The sequence below is a fragment of the Peptoniphilus catoniae genome (assembly GCF_901447155.2).
Classification (GTDB): domain Bacteria; phylum Bacillota; class Clostridia; order Tissierellales; family Peptoniphilaceae; genus Peptoniphilus_E; species Peptoniphilus_E catoniae.
Genome location: NZ_LR588413.1, coordinates 317,781 through 337,195 on the forward strand (window position 1 = coordinate 317,781; position 19,415 = coordinate 337,195).

18 protein-coding genes and 1 other RNA gene are annotated in these 19,415 nt (G+C 32.2%); all 19 read right to left on the bottom strand.

Going from position 1 to position 19,415, the window contains the following annotated elements; genetic code table 11:
- Nucleotide 1 precedes the first annotated feature (1 nt).
- On the bottom strand, nucleotides 2–1,183 hold the full coding sequence (locus PEPCATONIAE_RS01750) for a type II secretion system F family protein (protein WP_138159264.1): 1,182 nt from the start codon (nucleotides 1,181–1,183) through the stop codon (nucleotides 2–4).
- The gene (locus tag PEPCATONIAE_RS01755) at nucleotides 1,180–2,628 is read right to left on the bottom strand and encodes a GspE/PulE family protein (RefSeq protein WP_138159265.1); all 1,449 of its coding nucleotides are present in this window, start codon (nucleotides 2,626–2,628) and stop codon (nucleotides 1,180–1,182) included. The genes PEPCATONIAE_RS01750 and PEPCATONIAE_RS01755 overlap by 4 nt, the downstream gene beginning before the upstream one ends.
- Entirely contained in the window at nucleotides 2,609–4,681 is a 2,073-nt protein-coding gene (gene topA, locus PEPCATONIAE_RS01760; RefSeq protein ID WP_138159266.1) for a type I DNA topoisomerase, read from the bottom strand. Before topA ends, PEPCATONIAE_RS01755 begins: the two co-directional genes overlap by 20 nt.
- Nucleotides 4,682–4,918: 237 nt before the next feature.
- Entirely contained in the window at nucleotides 4,919–5,884 is a 966-nt protein-coding gene (locus PEPCATONIAE_RS01765; RefSeq protein ID WP_138159267.1) for a C40 family peptidase, read from the bottom strand.
- 121 nt (nucleotides 5,885–6,005) lie between these two features.
- Nucleotides 6,006–6,335: RNase P RNA component class A (gene rnpB / locus PEPCATONIAE_RS01770), an RNA gene on the bottom strand.
- A gap of 45 nt (nucleotides 6,336–6,380) precedes the next feature.
- Nucleotides 6,381–7,160, bottom strand: a complete 780-nt coding sequence (locus tag PEPCATONIAE_RS01775; RefSeq protein ID WP_138159268.1) for a Nif3-like dinuclear metal center hexameric protein — start codon at nucleotides 7,158–7,160, stop codon at nucleotides 6,381–6,383.
- On the bottom strand, nucleotides 7,145–7,840 hold the full coding sequence (locus PEPCATONIAE_RS01780) for a tRNA (adenine(22)-N(1))-methyltransferase (RefSeq protein ID WP_138159269.1): 696 nt from the start codon (nucleotides 7,838–7,840) through the stop codon (nucleotides 7,145–7,147). Before PEPCATONIAE_RS01780 ends, PEPCATONIAE_RS01775 begins: the two co-directional genes overlap by 16 nt.
- Entirely contained in the window at nucleotides 7,837–8,952 is a 1,116-nt protein-coding gene (gene rpoD / locus PEPCATONIAE_RS01785) for an RNA polymerase sigma factor RpoD (RefSeq protein WP_138159270.1), read from the bottom strand. The genes PEPCATONIAE_RS01780 and rpoD overlap by 4 nt, the downstream gene beginning before the upstream one ends.
- 17 nt (nucleotides 8,953–8,969) lie before the next feature.
- The gene (gene dnaG / locus PEPCATONIAE_RS01790; RefSeq protein ID WP_138159271.1) at nucleotides 8,970–10,766 is read right to left on the bottom strand and encodes a DNA primase; all 1,797 of its coding nucleotides are present in this window, start codon (nucleotides 10,764–10,766) and stop codon (nucleotides 8,970–8,972) included.
- Nucleotides 10,767–10,774: 8 nt separating this feature from the next.
- Nucleotides 10,775–11,788, bottom strand: coding sequence for a deoxyguanosinetriphosphate triphosphohydrolase (locus PEPCATONIAE_RS01795; protein WP_138159272.1), 1,014 nt, complete (start codon nucleotides 11,786–11,788; stop codon nucleotides 10,775–10,777).
- Nucleotides 11,789–11,799: 11 nt separating this feature from the next.
- On the bottom strand, nucleotides 11,800–12,618 hold the full coding sequence (locus PEPCATONIAE_RS01800) for a pyruvate, water dikinase regulatory protein (RefSeq protein WP_138159273.1): 819 nt from the start codon (nucleotides 12,616–12,618) through the stop codon (nucleotides 11,800–11,802).
- A gap of 10 nt (nucleotides 12,619–12,628) precedes the next feature.
- Nucleotides 12,629–13,258: a transcriptional regulator CcpN gene (gene ccpN, locus PEPCATONIAE_RS01805; RefSeq protein ID WP_138159274.1), complete on the bottom strand. Its 630-nt coding sequence runs from the start codon at nucleotides 13,256–13,258 to the stop codon at nucleotides 12,629–12,631.
- Between the two features lie 14 nt (nucleotides 13,259–13,272).
- Nucleotides 13,273–15,348, bottom strand: coding sequence for a glycine--tRNA ligase subunit beta (gene glyS, locus PEPCATONIAE_RS01810; protein ID WP_138159275.1), 2,076 nt, complete (start codon nucleotides 15,346–15,348; stop codon nucleotides 13,273–13,275).
- Between the two features lie 4 nt (nucleotides 15,349–15,352).
- Nucleotides 15,353–16,249: a glycine--tRNA ligase subunit alpha gene (gene glyQ / locus PEPCATONIAE_RS01815; protein WP_138159276.1), complete on the bottom strand. Its 897-nt coding sequence runs from the start codon at nucleotides 16,247–16,249 to the stop codon at nucleotides 15,353–15,355.
- 10 nt (nucleotides 16,250–16,259) lie between these two features.
- Nucleotides 16,260–16,961 carry a DNA repair protein RecO gene (gene recO, locus PEPCATONIAE_RS01820; RefSeq protein ID WP_138159277.1) on the bottom strand — a complete coding sequence of 234 codons (702 nt, stop codon included), beginning with the start codon at nucleotides 16,959–16,961 and terminating at the stop codon, nucleotides 16,260–16,262.
- Nucleotides 16,958–17,848: a GTPase Era gene (gene era / locus PEPCATONIAE_RS01825; protein ID WP_138159278.1), complete on the bottom strand. Its 891-nt coding sequence runs from the start codon at nucleotides 17,846–17,848 to the stop codon at nucleotides 16,958–16,960. Before era ends, recO begins: the two co-directional genes overlap by 4 nt.
- Complete coding sequence (cdd, locus tag PEPCATONIAE_RS01830) at nucleotides 17,841–18,248, bottom strand: cytidine deaminase (RefSeq protein WP_138159279.1); 408 nt, start codon at nucleotides 18,246–18,248, stop codon at nucleotides 17,841–17,843. The genes era and cdd overlap by 8 nt, the downstream gene beginning before the upstream one ends.
- A gap of 6 nt (nucleotides 18,249–18,254) precedes the next feature.
- Entirely contained in the window at nucleotides 18,255–18,962 is a 708-nt protein-coding gene (locus PEPCATONIAE_RS01835; RefSeq protein ID WP_138159280.1) for a diacylglycerol kinase, read from the bottom strand.
- Between the two features lie 4 nt (nucleotides 18,963–18,966).
- Nucleotides 18,967–19,413: an rRNA maturation RNase YbeY gene (gene ybeY, locus PEPCATONIAE_RS01840; protein WP_138159281.1), complete on the bottom strand. Its 447-nt coding sequence runs from the start codon at nucleotides 19,411–19,413 to the stop codon at nucleotides 18,967–18,969.
- Nucleotides 19,414–19,415: the final 2 nt, after the last annotated feature.

Below are 19,415 nucleotides of genomic sequence, written 5' to 3' on the forward strand. Positions count from 1 at the left end.
CTCAAATACTATTTACAAGATCAAACATAGGCATAGCCAAGGATATAACTATAAAACCTACAAAAATCGACAAAATTAAAATTACGACAGGTTCAAAAAGAGATATAAATTTTTCTTGCTTAATTTCTATTTCATATCTATAGTATTCATTTAAAGATTCAAGCACTTCTTTAAGATTTGACGATTCTTCCCCAACCCTTAACATGGATATGTCCATTTCTGAAAATATTTCAGATTTAGATAAAGAATTAGAAAGACTTTCTCCTTGATAAATATCGCTTGCAGCTTGATTTAGAATTTTTTTAATAAGAAGATTTTCACTTGACCTTGCAATAATATCTACAGATTGAGATACTGTAACATTAGACTCAATTAATAGCTTCATCATGCTTATAAAATTGCTTATATTTATTAATCTAAAAAGATCAAACTTAAGTTTAAACCTATCTATTTTAAATCTTCCTTGATCACTTCTTATATAAAAGGCTATAATTACTAAAATCAGTAAAAACACCAGTATAAATGCAAAAATATTATTATTAATAAAATGAGATAAATTAATGAGCATTTTAGTAATAAGTGGAAATTCAGCGTCTGAACCTTTAAAAACATCCTCAAAAGTAGGAAGTATATAAAGAATCAAAAAGTTTACAACTATAAATGTTACAATTAATAAAATAATAGGATAAATAAGGGCATTTTTTATCTTTTTCTCAAAAGATAATTTAGATCGATAAAATTCTGATAAATTTTTAAGGACATCGGGTAAATTTGAAGAATTTTCTCCTACAGCCACCATATTCGTAACAAGTTCCGGGAACTCTTTAGTATTTTTTAAGGCAAGGCTTAAAGGGTTTGCAGAAGCAAGATCCTTGTAAATCTCATTTAAAAGATCAGCTTTTTTACCTTTATATGTGTATTTTAAAATATCAAAGGCTTTTAAGCTTGTTATTTTTGAATTTAAAAGTATGTAAAGCTGATAAAGAAAAATATAAAGGCTTTCTCCGCTAAAATTTTTAAAAAATAAATTCAAATCCTTATTATAGCCGGATGAAGCTATTACTTTAATAGGCCTTAGATCCATCTGTCTAAGTTTATCTAAAGCTTCCTTTTCGCTAAAGACTTCAATTTCACCTGTGATTATTTTTTTATCCTTATTAAACGCCTTATACTTATAGTTCATATTTCACCTATAGTAACTATATTTTTATAAACCTCTTCCAAAGAAGTTATTCCGTTTTCTAAAAGCTCCTCCATGGAATATTTTAAAGATATCATTCCGGATTTAAGACACAGTTTTTTAAAGTCTGCCAAAGGCACTCCATTATTTATAGCTTCTCTTAATTCATCATTTATAATCAATACCTCATAGACAGCAACTCTTCCCCTATACCCATTATTGCATTTTTCACAAGACCCGGGTCTGTATATGTCCATGTTTTTTCCGAATACATCCACATATCTTCTTTCTTTTATTTTGCAATCACAAAGTTTTCTTACCAATCTTTGAGAAATAATTCCTATAACTCCTGCAGAAATTAAATAATTTTCAACTCCCATATCCCTAAGTCTGTATATAGCCGAGGGAGAATCATTTGTATGTAAAGTGCTTAGAACCAGGTGCCCTGTTATAGACGCCCTAAGGGCTGTTTCCGCCGTTTGAGCATCTCTTATTTCTCCAACCATTATTTTATCAGGATCGAGTCTTAAAATGCTTTTTAAGCCTAAATTAAAATCAAGTCCGCTTTTTTCATTTATTTCTATCTGATTGATACCCTCAACTCTATATTCCACAGGATCTTCTATAGTGACTATATTTATATCAGGATTTTTAATCTCCTTTAAAAGAGTAATTAAAGTTGTAGACTTACCACTCCCTGTAGGACCTACACTAAGTATTAAGCCGTTAGGTTGTCTTATAAGCTTATCTACAAGCCTACCCTGTTCTCCCTTAAGACCTATGCCCTCTCTGGTAAAATCTACAACTTCTCTATTTAATATTCTAAGAACAATTTTTTCAGAGTATATAGTGGGAGTTACAGCCACTCTTATATCTATTTTTCTATCTCCATAGTTATAAGTAAATCTGCCGTCCTGGGGAATGTTTTTAACTGTATAATCTAAATTGCAGAGAACCTTAATTCTATTTACAAGAAGTCTTGTTATAGGCTTATCAACTTTTATTAAATCATTTAAATTTCCATCAAGTCTAATTCTTACTAGAGAAAATTTTTCATGAGAATCAATGTGTATATCTGATGCGCCCTTTGAAACTGCATATTCTATTATTTTATTCAAAAGTCTTGCAATTTTAGAATCACTGTTATCCCTATGGTCTCCTTCAGATACTGATGAAATTTGTGACAATTCTCCTAAAATAGACTCAACTGATGAAATGTCAGGCTTTGAATAGACCCTTTGCCTAAAATCATTAAGCTGAGATTTTTCGCAAAGATCAAAGCTAACATCCCTTCCAAGTAAAAGTCTTAAGGCGGAATCTGTATTTTGATTGAATTCGTCAGTCCAAAATATTACTAAGTCGCCTTTTATTGCCTTAGGCACAACATTGTATTTTAGTGAAATATTTTTGTTAACTATTTTTAATAAATCATTTACTCTTGTATTCATTTTCTCTATAATCACAATTTGTATTGCTACATTTCAAGCCATTGCCCCTGTTAAATTCCGTCAGTATTTCTCCACACTTGGGGCACTTTTTATCTACAGGCTTATTCCAGCTCACAAAATCACATTTTGGATATTCATTGCAGCCAAAGAATTTTCTGCCCTTTTTACTTCTTTTAACTACAATGTCCCCTCCACATTTAGGACATTTAACTCCTATTTTTTCAACTAAGGGCTTTGTATTTCTACATTCAGGAAAGCCGGGACAAGCTAAAAACTTACCGAACCTTCCCATTTTTATTACCATGTTTCTGCCGCATTTTTCGCAAATAATATCTGTAGGTTCATCTCTAATTTCAACTTTTTCAATGTTTTTCTCGGCAACTTCAAGATCTTTTTTTAATTTTTCATAAAAATCTTCTATAAGCTTAGGCCACTCAAGTTTACCCTCTGCAACCTTATCTAAATCCCCTTCCATTTTTGCGGTAAAATCTTCGTTAATCAGGTCCTTAAAGTTTTTGTTAAGTAAATCGTTCACTGTTATTCCAAGCTCCGTAGGAACCAGTTTTTTCTCCTCTAAAACCACATAATACCTTGATAAAAGAGTACTTATAATAGGTGAATAGGTAGAAGGTCTTCCTATTCCTAGGCTTTCAAGTTCCTTAATAAGACTTGCTTCATTGTACCTTGGAGAGGGTTGAGTAAAATGTTGATTCTTATCTATTGTTTTAAGTTTTAAAATATCTTTTTCTTCAAGATCAGGTAAAATTTTATCCTTTTCGTTGTTATAATCATAAACTCTTAAAAAGCCATCGAAATCTATCTGAGAGCCGCTTGACTTAAAAACTTCATTGCCATTTAAAATATCAACAGCTACAACATTAAAAACTGCAGGCTTCATTTGAGATGCCACTAGCCTTTTCCAAATAAGTGAATATAATTTAAATTCATCATTAGAGAGGGAACCCTTAATACTTAATGGCGTTCTAAAAACATCAGTTGCCCTTATACATTCGTGAGCATCTTGGATATTAGCCTTAGATTTTTTTGAAGGGCCTCTATAGACATATTCCTTTCCATAGCTTCCTTCAATATATTTTGCAATATCTCTTTTAGCTTCATCGGAAATTCTTGTGGAGTCTGTTCTCATATAGGTTATAAGTCCCACTTGACCCTCTTTGGGAATAGATATTCCTTCATAAAGTCTTTGAGCTACCATCATTGTTTTCTTACTTGAAAAATTTAACTTTCTTGATGCTTCTTGTTGTAGAGTTGAAGTGGTAAAGGGTGGAGCTGCACTTCTATTCCTCTTGGTGTTTTTAATAGATGAAACAAAAAAACCTTCAGGATCTATTTTTTCAAGAATCTTATTTGCCTCATCTTCATTATCTATATCTTTTTTAGTTATTTTGCCTTCAGAAAGGGATCCATAGTACTGAGCTTCAAAGGATTTTCTTCCTTTTTTAAGTACAGCTTCAATAGTCCAATATTCCTTTGCTATAAAGCTTTCAATTTCCTGCTCCCTGTCACATATAATTTTTAAAGCAACAGATTGAACTCTACCTGCAGAAAGTCCGCTTTTAATTTTACTCCACAGCAGGGGGCTTATTTTATAGCCTGCAAGCCTATCTAAAACCCTTCTTGCCTGTTGAGCATCAACTAAATTTTTATCTATAGCTCTGGGCTTTTTTATTTGTTTTTGAACTGTATCCTTTGTTATCTCATTAAAGGTAACCCTGGACTTGCTATTTTCATCTATGCCTAAAAGATTGCTTAAATGCCAGGATATTGCCTCGCCTTCTCTATCAGGGTCTGTTGCCAGGTAAACCCTATCAGCTTCCTTAGCCTCTTTCTTTAATTCATTAATAAGCTTACCCTTACCCCTAATATTTATATATTCAGGTTCAAAGTTATTATCTATATCTATTGCAAGTCTGCTCTTGGGCAAATCTCTAACATGCCCTACTGAAGCAAGAACTTTATAATTTCTCCCAAGCATTTTCTTAATAGTTTTTGCCTTTGTGGGAGACTCTACTATAACCAAATTTTTAGCCAAATTTACACTTCCTCACTAATTATAAACACCTTTATAATATCAATTATATCTTGGCTCTTCAAGTAGATTATAATAAATCCGCTAATTTATGAACCTTCATATTGTTAATTATGACATTTTTATAAAAATCTTATTTTATTAATTGATATAAATAAAAAAATCGGCACAAGAAGATTCATCTTCCCATGCCGACAAATTTTAATTTAATTTATAAAATAAGCTAAATATGATTTAAATTCAATCTAAAACTCTAGTTGCATTTACAAATCTGCTACTATAATAATCTTCACTTAAGTTTGATACAACTACTTTACTTTGACCGCTTGATGCATGAACAAATTCTCCATTGCCCATGTAAATACCTACGTGTGAAACGCCCTTACCTGATGTGTTAAAGAATATTAAATCTCCAGCTTGTAATTCCGCCTTTGAAACTTGCTTGCCGTAGGTTGATTGATCTGATGATGATCTTGGAAGATTAATTCCAAGTTGATTCTTATAAACTGCATATACTAGTCCTGAACAATCATAACCTGCTTTGCCGGTATCTCCATACACATAGGTTGAGCCTAATTTATCAAGAGCTGAATCAACAGCAACCTTAGCCTTATCTGAAGTATAAACTACAGGAGAATCCTGCATTTTAAATTCTTCTTTTGAGATTGTTGTCATCTTGACATTTTGAATATTGGTATTTTTTATGTACTCCGCCTTTACAGGTTCAACATTAACCTTTACAGCGTTTGTCTTAACTTCAAAGTTTTCTTTCTTTTCAGATTCAAGTTTAAGTGATTCTACAGAAACATTACCCTTTGTTCCGTCTTTACACTCTACCTTTACAGTTTCATTATTTTTGGAGATTTCAACTAATTCTTCTCCTATAAACAAATTTCTTATAATTTCGTTTTTATCATTTCTAATTGAAGTATTCTTAATAACCTTATAAATCCTTGTGGTTTTTTCAGTTAACTGAATCTTTTCATAAGGTATCGTAACCTTAGCCTTGCCTTTTTCTACTATATATCCTCTTTCTGAAGAGTCTATAATATTGGCTTGCTCGCCGGCTTCAAAGCATACCTTGTTACCACTATATGTAGGTTGTTCATGGGCACTTACAAAAACACCTGTGTCCTTAAGTCCAAACACAGACACTAAACAAAGCACAAGTATAGATAAAGAACTCTTATATTTAATATCCAAGATATAACACTCCTATCCGTCTTTATTTTGATATTAAGAGTATAACAAAACGGTTACAAAAAAGCAAGAAAAGATTACAAATTTATTAAATATACTTTAACCAATTTGTAATCTTTTCATTTTTTATATGAGTAAATCTATAAGCTGCGTTCTGTTTAATCAATCATCTATCTAGGCTTATTGTCACCAATAAGCTCAAGCGACCTACCTACCGGCAAATACGAGCAGCATTTGTTATTCCTATTTTGGTCTTGCTCCGAGTGGGGTTTACATATCAATATTATCGCTAATATTATGGTGAGCTCTTACCTCGCCTTTCCACCCTTACCACAAATGTGGCGGTATATCTCTGTTGCACTTTCCTTAGGGTCGCCCCCACCAGCTTTTAACTGGCACCCTGCTCTGTGGAGCGCAGACTTTCCTCATCCTAAGATGCGATTGACCAATTTACTCTTAAACATACTAACATCTTGGATAAATTTTTTCAATATTTTTATAATTAATGAATTTCTATTTCGAAATCATTTTTTAAATATTCTAAAACTTCAATATCAAAATTATTTTTCAAGTTTTTCTTTATTTTGTTAAGAACCGGCCTTTCCCCATAGTAGTGGCTTATGTCTATTAAGCATATTCCATTCTCATAAGCTTTTTGGGAATCATGATGCTTTACGTCTCCCGTTATAAAAATATCTGCTTTGTTTTCTATAACATCATCTATAAGACTAAAGCCAGATCCACCGCATATAGCTATTCTTTCAATTTTTTTAGGTAGGACTCCATATATTTTTATCTTACTTGTCTCAAGTTTATCTTTTAAGCTTTTATATAAAGTTTCTAAATTATAATCATTGTTTTCTGATATTAAACCTAAGTAATAGCCCTTGTCGGTTTTTGATAAGCCTCTATAATCTTTTAATCCTAAAATTTCGCATAAGGTGTGATTGACGCCTTCCTCTGCTATATCAAGAGAGGTGTGTGCTGAATAAAGGCTAATTCTGTTTTCTATAAGCTTTATTATATTGTTGCCTATATAGGTGCCTTCTTCTATTGATTTAATCCCCTCAAAAAACATAGGATGATGGCTTATAATAAGTTTTGCTTTTTCCTCAATGGCCTCTTCCACTACCTTGTCGGTAAAATCTAATGCAAGGAGTACTTTTTTAGTCTTTTCTTCCTTAAAAAGCACTTGAGGACCGCTATTGTCCCAAGCTTCTTGGTATTCAGGTTTGGCCCAAGCTTCAATATAAGATATTAAATCTTTTATTTTATATTCCATAATAGCTCCTTATATTTTTTATTTAATATTTCAAGATTTCTTTTTCTATTTCTAATATTTTCTGAATCTCCCTCAAGCTTTTTTATAATTGATTTATTATAGTCTATTTCATTTAAAATAAATTTTTTAAGGATTTCTTCTTTCCTTCTGTAAGGTATTTGAGGAATCTTATAAAAAATTTCATTTACCTTATGAATCTTATTTCCAAATCTTACTACTATTATCTCAAAGTACCTTTTGTCTTCATAAACAATTGATTCGTCTAAAAACTCATAGCCTCTTGTATATAAATATTTTCTTAAATATTCTTGGCCCTGCATAGGTTGAAGAATTATCATATCCAGGCTTTTAACTAAATCTATATCTTTTTTTAGAATATCGACTATTAGATTTCCACCCATACCTGCTATTATTACAGTATCAACTTCATCTTTTTTTATTACGTCAAGTCCATTGCCTACTCTTGGGTATACAAAATCTTCAAGATTATAATCTCTAACTACATCCTCCGTCTTTTTAAGAGAACTTTTAGATATGTCTGAAGCAATAACAAAGTTTGAAATATTGTTCCTTATAAGAAAATATGGCACCAATCCATGATCCGTGCCAATATCTGCTACTCTTGCTCCCTTTTTTACATAGGAGGCTATTTTTTTTAACCTGTATGAAATATTAATCATTCCAAAAAATCCTTTAGCTTTTTACTTCTACTTGGATGTCTAAGTTTTCTAAGGGCTTTTGCCTCTATTTGTCTAATTCTTTCTCTTGTTACATCAAACTCTTTTCCTACCTCTTCAAGAGTTCTGGCTCTACCATCATACAATCCGAATCTTAATATTAAAACTTTTTTCTCCCTATCTGTAAGAGTGGTAAGTACATCATCAAGTTGTTCTTTTAAAAGAGTAAATGTAGCTGCATCTGATGGAGATAGTATTTCGTCATCAGGTATAAAGTCTCCAAGATGTGAATCTTCCTCTTCACCTATAGGAGTTTCTAATGAAACGGGTTCTTGAGCAATTTTTTGAATTTCTCTTACCCTATCTACATCAAGATTCATTTCTGCTGCAATTTCTTCAGGTAGCGGATCCCTTCCAAACTCTTGAACAAGCTGTCTCTGTACCCTTACAAGCTTGTTAATAGTTTCAACCATATGCACAGGTATTCTTATAGTCCTGGCCTGATCAGCAATAGCTCTTGTAATGGCTTGCCTTATCCACCAGGTTGCATAAGTGGAAAACTTAAATCCCTTAGTATAATCGAATTTTTCAACAGCCTTCATTAGACCAAGGTTGCCTTCTTGAATAAGGTCAAGAAAGCTCATTCCTCTACCTACATATCTCTTTGCAATGGAAACTACCAAACGAAGATTTGCTTCAGCAAGTTCTTTCTTAGCTAAATTATCTCCTGCTTCCATACGTTTTGCTATTTCAACTTCTTCATCACCGGTTAATAGAGGAATCTTACCTATTTCCTTTAAATACATTCTAACCGGATCATCTACGCTTATACCCTTAGGTACGCTTAAATCTTCCTTTGAAGGATCGTCTTCGTCTTTATTTTGATTTTCTTTTATTTTTTCATCTATTTTGTCGTCATCAAGAAGTTCTATACCCTCATTCTCAAAATCTTGATATAGATGATCTATTTCCTCTGTCTCCATTGGAATTTCTTCAAGGGCACTTATTATTTCTTCGTAGGTAAGATTACCTTTAATCCGACCTCTTCTTTTTAATTTTTCAATTATTTTATTCTTCGATACAGAATTATCTAATTCAGAATTTAGATCTTTCATAGCTGCATCCTCCTTAGTTAGAGAGATTGAATTTGTTTATTTATCTCTTCAAGTTCTTCTATTAAGTAGTTTAACTTATCACTTTTATCCGCAGATTTTAAATTTTCCAAAGATTCAATTTCTTTTAAAATTCTCATCCTTCTGTTTTCCAAATTATCTATCTTTATAGTATTTATCAATTCTTCTTTTACAAGATCGAAATCTGATGCCTTTAAATCTATATTTTTTATATCATTGATGTAATTTTCATCTACCAAATCCATTTGAATAAGATTTTTTAAAAACTTGTCGGGTTTAGTATTATTTATAAGATAATAGTGAGCCAGTTCTTCAAAAATAATTCTGGAATTAGTATTTAAAAATTCATAGGATTCTAAATTTTTACTTATATAATTAAAATTATATTCAGACTCCAAGGCAAATCCTATAAGATAATTCTCAACTTTTTTTCTTTTATCTACAGGTTTAAATATTTTAGGTTTAGGACTTCTTTTTATACTATCTATCCTTTTTTTCTTATTTATATCATTTCTATTTAATATATTTATATAGGATATAATAGCATTTCTGGAAACTCCGTATTCTTTTGATACTTTATCGGAATATATATCCCTTTCAATAGGATTTTTAACTCTGGATAAAATTTCCGCCACATCACTGGTAAATCCGCTTAGGCCTTCTGAGGATTCAAGATTGTAATTCTCTTTAATTTTTAAAATTTTATAATCCAAATAGGTCAAAGCGTTTTTTAGCTCAAGCTCAAAGCTTAATTTACCATATTTTTTAATATAATCATCGGGATCTAATCCATCAGTAAGAGTTACTATTTTAGGATATATATTTTCAGATATAAGTATGTCTATGGCCCTTACCGTTGCAGCTATCCCCGCCTTATCAGAGTCATAGCATATGTAAACCTGTTTTCCGTATCTTTTAATTAAATCAGCCTGGTCTATAGTTAGTGAAGTACCTAGGCTTGCTGCACTATAATTAATACCACTTTTATAGAGTGATATAACATCCATATAGCCTTCAACTAAGATAATTTTTTCTCTATCCGACTCTTTAGCAATAATATTTAGGTTGTATAAATGCTTCCCCTTGTTAAATATTATTGTGTCCTTTGTATTTATGTATTTGGGAAGGGACTTGTCAAGGTTTCTACCTCCAAAGCCTATAACCCTTTTGTTGGTATCTATAATAGGAAACATTATTCTGTTTCTGAACCTGTCTATGTAGCTTCCTCTTTTACTTTTAACAACAAGGTTAAATTCTTCAAGCTCTTCTTCCTTATAGCCCTTTTTTTTCATGTAATTTAAAAGATCATCCCAAGAGTCTTTTGCATAGCCTATACCGTATGCATTAATTGTTGCTGAATCAATCTGCCTATTTTTTAAATAGTCATAGGCAGATTTTGTGGAACTTAAATTTTTAAGATAATGAAGGGCGGCTTCTTTATTAGCTTCATATGCTCTTTTTTTCTTATCTATAATCTCTCTATCATAAGTATTTTTATTTTCTCTAAGTTCAATACCGTACTTGTCGGCTAGAAATTTCACCGCTTCTCTAAAGCCAAGGTTTTCTCTTTTCATTATAAAGGTGATTTGATCTCCACCTGCTCCACATCCGAAACATTTAAAGATGCCCTTGGATTTTGAAACAGAAAAAGAGGGAGTCTTTTCATTATGAAATGGGCACAGACCCAAATAGTTACTCCCACTTTTTTTCAAATTTACATAGCCGGATATTAAATCTACTATATCGGCTCTGTCCCTTATTTCATCTAACAAATTGTCATCGATAATATAGGACATATTATCACCTACTTACTCCAACCGACAGGTATAAATAAATCTTCGTATAGTTTCACTGCAAATATATCAGTCATACCTGCAATATAATCGCAAATTATATCCTCTTCAGTATGCTCAATCTTGTCATATATTTTTAAATTCTCTTTAGGAATTCTGCTAATATCTTTTTTATAGTAATTAAAAAGAGTAGTTATAAGATGTTCGATTTTTTCATTTTCTGATTTTACAACTTTATTTAAATAGACATTTTCAAACATAAATTTTCTAAGCTGCAAGGTGGCTTTTTCTATCTCAGGCTCCATTTTTATATAATCCTTGTGATAGCTTTTATTTACCAAGGATCTAATCATTGTATTTATTCTTTTTGAATGTGAGTCCCCAAGAATTTCCACCAAGTCACTAGGTAAATCTTCTTCTCTTATTATTCCTGCAGAGGTTGCATCGTCTATATCATGATTAATATAGGCTATTCTATCAGCATATTTTAATATCTTGCCTTCTAAGGTTGAAGCTTCATTGGAGCCGGAATGGTTTAAAATTCCATCTCTTACCTCATAGGTAAGATTTAATCCTACCTTATCCCCTCTACTTGATAAGAAGTCAACTACTCTTATAGACTGCTCATAGTGCTTAAATCCCTTAGGATTTAACTTATTAAGTATATACTCACCACTATGCCCAAAAGGGGTATGACCTAAGTCGTGTCCCAAGCTCATAGCTTCTATTAAATCTTCATTAAGCTCCAGGGCTCTTGCAATTGTTCTTGCAATTTGAGAAACCTCAAGGGTATGGGTTAACCTAGTCCTGAAATGATCCTTCCCTGGTGATATAAATACTTGAGTCTTATGCTTTAATCTTCTAAAGGCTTTCGAATGTAAGATTCTATCCCTGTCCCTTTGAAAGTCGGTTCTAAGCTCACACTTTTCTTCAGCTATTTGTCTGCCTTTTGTTTCATCTGCAAAACTTGCATTTTTATATAAGATAATATGCTCAAGCTCTTCTCTTTTTATCCTGGGATTCAATATTTCACCGCCTACTTAATGTTTTTTTCTATATAATCTATTATTATTCCAGCAGTTTCTTCCATGGCTCTGTCAGACACATCTATTACTATGCAACCTAGCTCTTCCATAATTTGTTTTGAATAGCTAAGCTCTTCTTTTATTCTGTCAAGATTTGCATATTTTGCATTTCCTGATAGGCCCAAAGATTTTAATCTTTCCTCTCTTATTGAAATAAGTTTTTCCGGATTACAAGTAAGTCCTATAATCCTATGAGAATCTTTTTCATAAACCTCTTTAGGCACCGGAACTTCCGGAACAAGAGGGATATTAGCTACCTTATAAAGCTTATTGGCAAGATACATTGAAAGGGGTGTTTTTGATGTTCTTGATATTCCTATTAAGCATATATCAGCTTTTTTTGCACCTCTAGGGTCCTTACCGTCATCATACTTTACTGCAAATTCTATTGCTTCAACCTTTTTAAAGTAGTTTTCATCAAGTCTTCTTATAAGTCCAGGCTCTCTTAAAGGAGGATATCCCAGTATTTCTTCAATACGCATCATAGGATCCCTCATTACATCAACTACTTTTAAATTTAATTTTTTAGACTCTTCTTTTATAAATTCGCTTGTTTCTAAAACTACATTTGTATATATAATTAAACTTTTTTCATATTTAGCTGCTTCTTTAAGTATAGGTTCTATATGATCAATAGTGTTGTGATAAGGGTATCTCTTTATTTCAAAATTGTCGGTTTCAAATTGCCTAACTGCAGCTTGTGCGATTAACTCTCCAGTTTCGCCTATGGAGTCTGATATAACATATATCTTTATTCCATTATCTGACATATTTCCTCCTTTAATCTTCCCTTGCAAGTTCAACAAACAAATTGTTTATATTGGTTTTAGTAAACCTTCCTACAACTTTTAACTTATCGCGATTTTCTTTAGCAACTCTAACTACAGGTAAAGAATCTACTTCCTTCTCCTCTATTAGCTTAGCTGCCTCTATAATGCTTGTTTCCTCAGTTACATATGCAATATTAGGCATTCTTGTCATTATTAAGCCAACAGGAGTATTTTGCAAATCCAATTTACCAAGGGCACTTCTAAGAAGATCCTTCCTTGAAACTACACCTGCCAAATACCCTTCAGAGGTTATAAATACCGAACCCATATTATCTAAAAAAAGTCCGACTATTACATCATAAATTGATATGTTTTCATCCATTACCACAGGAACACTCATAGTATCCCTCACAAGAATTTTTTTAACTTGTTTTGAAAAATTGTTAAACTCATTTTTGCCGGTGTAAAAATAACCTACCTTAGGTCTTGCACCAAGAATATTTAGCATGGTGAGTATAGTTAAATCCGGCCTTATTGTCGCTCTTGAAAGTCCTAATTTATTTGCTATTTCGTCTCCAGTAATGGGTGCTTCTTTTTTTACAATTTCAATTATTCTAAGCTGTCTGTTTGTAAGATCCAAGTTATCACCTACTTTTATTCAGTAACAATTTTTTCAATGTCTAAAATATCCTTCGCTGTTTCATCTATTTCGTTTAGCATACTTAGTCTGTTATTTTTTATTTCTTTATCATCTGTAAGGACCATAATATTTTCAAAGTATTTGTTAATAGGTCCTATAAGCTTTGAAAATTCATCAAGAGCAAGACTGTATTTTTTTTCCTTGTTCAGCTCAATAATATTTTCTATACTTATCTTTTGTAGTTTATAAAGCTCTATCTCCGCATCTTCTTTAAGAAGATCCTCTTTAAACTCTACATCCTCATCTTTATTTTTAACTAGATTGTGGACTCTTGTTAAAGCATCTACTAAATCTTTTCTGTCTTCCTTAAAATATTCATTAAGCTCGTCAGCTTTTTTAACTATTTCAGATACTGAATCCTCGCTATTAATTATTGAATCTATAATGTCATATCTAATATTTCTTTCTTGAAGTATATTTCTTAGTCTTGCTGCAAAAAATTCTAAGATTTGACCTTTAGTTTTTCCATAGTCAAAGGCAAGTGTCATGTCATTAGCATATAAATACAGGCTTGAATTAATTAAGTCATTAACTGATACCTTCCAGCCTCTTTTTATTATTATGTTTATTACTCCTATAGCCTGTCTTCTAAGACCGAAGGGATCTTGAGATCCTGTGGGAATAAGCCCTACTGCAAAAAGTCCGCAAATTGAATCAATTTTATCTGCCAAAGCTAAAATGGATCCCACTGTTGAATCAGGTAAGTTGTCCCCTGAAAATCTAGGCAAATAGTGTTCGTAAATTCCTTGAGAAACTATATCCTTTTCTCCTGAGTTCTTAGCATATATTGAGCCCATTATACCTTGAAGCTCTGTAAATTCTTGAACTGTTTTAGTAGTTAGGTCAGCTTTCATAAGCTTAGCTGCTCTTTTTACTGATTCAATTGTCTTTTCTGCAACTTCCAATTCCTCTCCGATTTTTACTGCAAGTTTTTGAGTTCTTAAACTTTTATCATACATTGTTCCCAATTTTTCCTGGAACATTACTCCCTTTAGTGCGTCTACATAATCTTCAAGATTTTTAGAAGTATCCTCTTCATAGAAGAACTTCGCATCCTCAAGCCTTGCATCAAGAACCTTCTCATTTCCTTCTATTACAGTATCATTGTGTTCACTATTTCCATTTCTAATAGTTATAAAATTTGGAAGAAGATCTCCCTTAGAATTTACAATAGGGATAAATCTTAAATGACCCTTCATAGGTGTAACAAGAACTTCCTTTGGGAGATTAAGATACTTTTCCTTTATATTTCCTATTATGGGATTAGGATACTCTACTATATAGGTAAGCTCCTCTAAAAGAGCATCATCTTTTTCTATTTCTCCTCCTAGAGTCTTTGCAAGTCTAATAGATCCATATTTTATTGTATCTCTTCTTTTTTCCTGGTCTAATATTACATAATTGTCTTCCAAAAGCTTCTCATAGTTATCAACTTCGTCAATAAATATTTTTGATGATCCTAAAAATCTATGTCCCCTTGTTATATTAGAAACAGGGATCCCTTCAAATTCAAAATCTACAATCTCACTGTTAAGTAAAGAAACCACCCACCTTATAGGTCTTGCAAATCTTATGTTTTTTCCGCCCCATCTCATATTCTTGGGAAAGTTTATAGATTTTATAAGATCAGATGCATTTTCTTTAATTATTGTTTTAGTATCGTCACCCTTTTTAAATATTTCAGCATAAACATATTCAACGCCCTTATATTCTTTAAAGACTATGCTATCTTTGTCTATGCCCTGTGACTTCATAAAACCTTGTAGTGGTTTTGTAGGCTTGCCCTCTTCATCAAATGATATTTTCTTGGCAGGTCCCTTAACCTCTTCATGTATATCTTGCTGTTTAAGTGCTATGTCATCAACTATTAAGCTAAGTCTCCTAGGAGTGGCATAAACCTTTATATTTCCGTATTTAATTTTGTTAGCTTCAAATAGCTGTGAAGCTTTTTCTGAAAAATCTTCTATTGCCCTTCCAATAAACCTTGAAGGCAGCTCTTCAACTCCTATTTCAAGTAGATATCTGTTCATTTATTCAACCTTCCCTTTCGATTTTCGGATATGTTTTATTTAATAACGGATAACCCATTTCTTCTCTTTCTTTCAGGTATTGTACTGCAACGGCTCTGGCAAGATTTCTGACTCTTGAAATATATCCTGTTCTTTCCGAAACAGATATTGCTCCTCTCGCATCTAAAACATTAAATACATGAGAGCATTTTAAACAGTAGTCGTAAGCCGGAAGCACTAGTCCCTCTTCTATTATTCTTAAAGATTCCTTTTCGTAAATATAAAAAAGTTCCTTTAACATATCTATATCCGCTTTTTCAAATGAATAAGTTGAATGCTCAAATTCAGCCATTTTAAATATATCTCCATAGCTTATGTTCTCATTCCACTTTATATCGTATACGGAATTTACATTTTGAAGATACATTGCTATTCTCTCAAGGCCATAGGTAAGCTCGGCAGATTCCAACTCGCAGTTAACACTACCTACTTGTTGAAAATAAGTAAACTGAGTTATTTCCATTCCATCAAGCCAAACCTCCCAACCAAGACCCCATGCTCCAAGGGTAGGAGACTCCCAATTGTCTTCTACAAATCTTATGTCATGAGCAAGTACGTCTATATTAAGAGCCTTTAAGCTTTCTAAATAAAGCTCTTGCACATTTTCAGGTGACGGCTTTAGAATTACCTGCATTTGATGATGTTGGTACAATCTATTGGGGTTCTCCCCATAACGTCCGTCTGCAGGTCTTCTTGACGGCTCAACATAACAGGTTCTCCAAGGCTCAGGTCCCAAGGATCTTAAAAATGTGGAGGGGTTCATTGTACCGGCACCCTTTTCCACATCATAGGGTTGCATTATTATACATCCCTTATCCATCCAATATTTTTGTAAATTTTTTATCAAATCTTGGAAATACATTTTTTCCCCCTTATTCAATAAGCAACAATGAATTAAATTCTTTTATATCCAAGTTATATTTTATGTACTTAATTAATATATCTTGTAGTACTTTAAACCTATTAGAATCAATTTTAAGATCTAATTTATCTAATGAAGTATATAATATTTTATTTAAATAGTAAATATCTTTTTGGTCCAGGCCATAAGTGCCTGTCCTCTCATGGTCCTTAATAATTCCTCCATCTTCTATAGAAAAAATAGCCGGATAGGAATCTGTTAGAAGATTAGGTCTATACCCCAAAAAAGAAATAAACTTTATCTCATAAGCCAGCAAAAATAATTCCGGATTTTTAAAAGTTGGCAAGAGATTAATTGCCTTTACAACAAGATCAAATACTTTTCTGTTAACCTCTCCCTCAAGAAAGGTCTTATCTAAAAGCTCCATTATAAATGAGGCATAGATAATAGTCTTAAAATTCTTTCTAAGTTCAAAGTTTGATTTTATTATCCTTGACCATTTGATATAGTAAAATGATTTTCCCTCTGAAAGACAAATGTCTGACCAAGCAAACTGGGAGGAAACACTGACAAGAGAAGATTTAGGCCTTAAAGCGCCTTTTGCCATTATTGAAACCTTACCTAAATCTCTAGAAAAAGCTCTTAGTATTTTACTTGAATCTCCATATTTTTGCTCATTCATTACAATTATTTGGGTTACATGAGATTTCATAGTTTGTATCCGAAACTTCCTAATCCACTTTCTTTTTCTCTCCACTTTTCCTTAACCTTAACCCAAAGTTTAAGGTTAACTTTAATATCCAAAAAGGCTTCAAGTTCTATCCTTGATTTTATGCCTATTTCTTTAATCATGGATCCTGATTTTCCTATTACAATTTTTTTATGGGAATCCCTTTCAACATAAATAGTTGCGTATATATCAACAAGATCCTTATCTGTCCTGTATTGCATTTTATCAACAGACACAGCTATTCCGTGAGGTACCTCCTCATCTAAAAGCCTTAAAGCTTTTTCCCTTATAAGCTCTGCCACAATAAATCTTTCAGGTTTATCAGTAACCATATCTTCCGGATAAAACTGAGGACCTTCTTTTAAATACTTGTAAAGAGTATCAAGATAATTGTCAATCCCGTCATTTTTTAAAGCTGATATGGGAATTATCTCCTTAAATATTCCATAATCACTATAAAGTTTAATAAGTTCAAAAAGTTCTTCTTTTTTAATTTCATCAATTTTATTTATAAGGAGTATTATGGGAACATTCTTAACTTCTTTAAGTTTATCTATTATATATCCATCAAGCCTACCTATAGACCTTGAACAGTCAACTATATAGGTAATTAAATCTACATCCTTTAAAGCTGACTCGGAAATTTTAAGCATATAGTCTCCAAGTTTATTTTTAGGCTTCTGGATACCAGGTGTATCTAAAAATACTACTTGCATATTGTCTGATGTATATATAAAATTTATTAAATTTCTTGTTGTTTGAGCTTTATTTGAGGTAGCTGATATTTTTTGACCTATTAAACTGTTAAGAAATGTGCTTTTACCAACATTAGGTCTACCTATTACACTTGCAAATCCTGATTTAAACATTATCACTGACTCCTAAATCTTTTTTATTAAAGCTATGAGGCAACAGCTCCTCAATTGTGTAGGTCTTGTAATCATTTTCTGAGTTTGCAATTATTATTTTTGTATTATCACCAAACTCTCTTATTACCTGTCTACATATACCGCAAGGAAAAACATCTTTAGAATCTGCCGCTATAGCAATTTTTACAATAGACCTCTTCCCTTCAGATACGGCTTTAAATATTGCAGTTCTTTCCGCACAGTTAGTAGCTGAGTAGGAAGCTATTTCTATATTCCCTCCGCTATAAACTGATCCGTCTTCCATTTCAACACATGCTCCCACTCTAAATTTTGAATAGGGTGCGTAGGTCATTTCTTCTTTTGCTTTTATGGCAAGTTTTATTAAATCTTGTGTATTCATACTGACTTATCCCACCACCTTAAAGATAAATATAGCCACAGCTATGCCTAAAAAAGCTCCCGAAATCGCCTCACTTAGCTTATGAACTCCTGTTTCAACTCTACTCTCAGCTACTAAAAAAGCTAAGCCGTAAGCAGCAAGGGTTATTAAACTTTTTTCGCTTACAAGAGATATAATTGTCGCTACACAAAAAGCAAGAGATGAATGCCCTGATATAGCACCTCCTTGAAAATAAGTGCCTCCGTTTTTCCTAGCTCTTAGATATTTGCCTCCAAGAGTTAATATTAAAATAAGAATTATTGCTATGAAGCTTAGGTGGGGATCTGAATTTTGTATTTTTGTAAGCATTAAATCTCCCAAATTTGATATTCTGTCGAAAAAAAGCAAATAGGCTACAAGTAAGGCATTTATTGATGATATTAAAACGGCACCTGCAGAAACATCCTTTATATATTTAGCTATAGGATTATAATCTTGAACAATTAAATCAACTGTCCTCTCAACTGCCGTATTAAACATTTCACTAGCAACAACAAAGGTTATGGCAAATATCATAAGCAAAAACTCAAGTCTGTTAAAGTCCATAAACAAGCTTAATATAACTACAGCTAAAGCCGCTAAATAATGAAACTTCATATTTTTTTCAGTTTTAAGAGCAGATATAATCCCCTGAACTGCATAATTAAAAGAAGATATAAATCCACCTTTTTTCATAAAATCACCTGTTTATATTAAGGCTTTCCATAATTATCTTTTCCTTAGCCCTCATTATATTTTTATCCTCTTCATCTTCATGATCATAGCCGAGTAAATGGAGAGTTGAATGAACCGTAAGGTAAGAAAATTCTCTTTCTTCTGAATGTCCATACTCTTTAGCCTGAGATATAACTCTTGCAGTATTTATAACTATATCTCCAAGAATTCTGTTTTCAATTCTAAACTCATCGTCTATGGGAAAGGACAATACATCTGTAACCCTATCTACATTTCTGAAATCTCTGTTTAAGCTTTGTATTTCTGAGGAATTTACAAAAGAAACACTAACCATAATTCTATCTGATAGGTTTTCCTCATCTAAGACAGCTTTAATCGATTTTTTTATAAGATCAGTTAAGCTATCATCAATATATATTTCATCTTGTCTGTTATCAAAAAATATTTCCATTT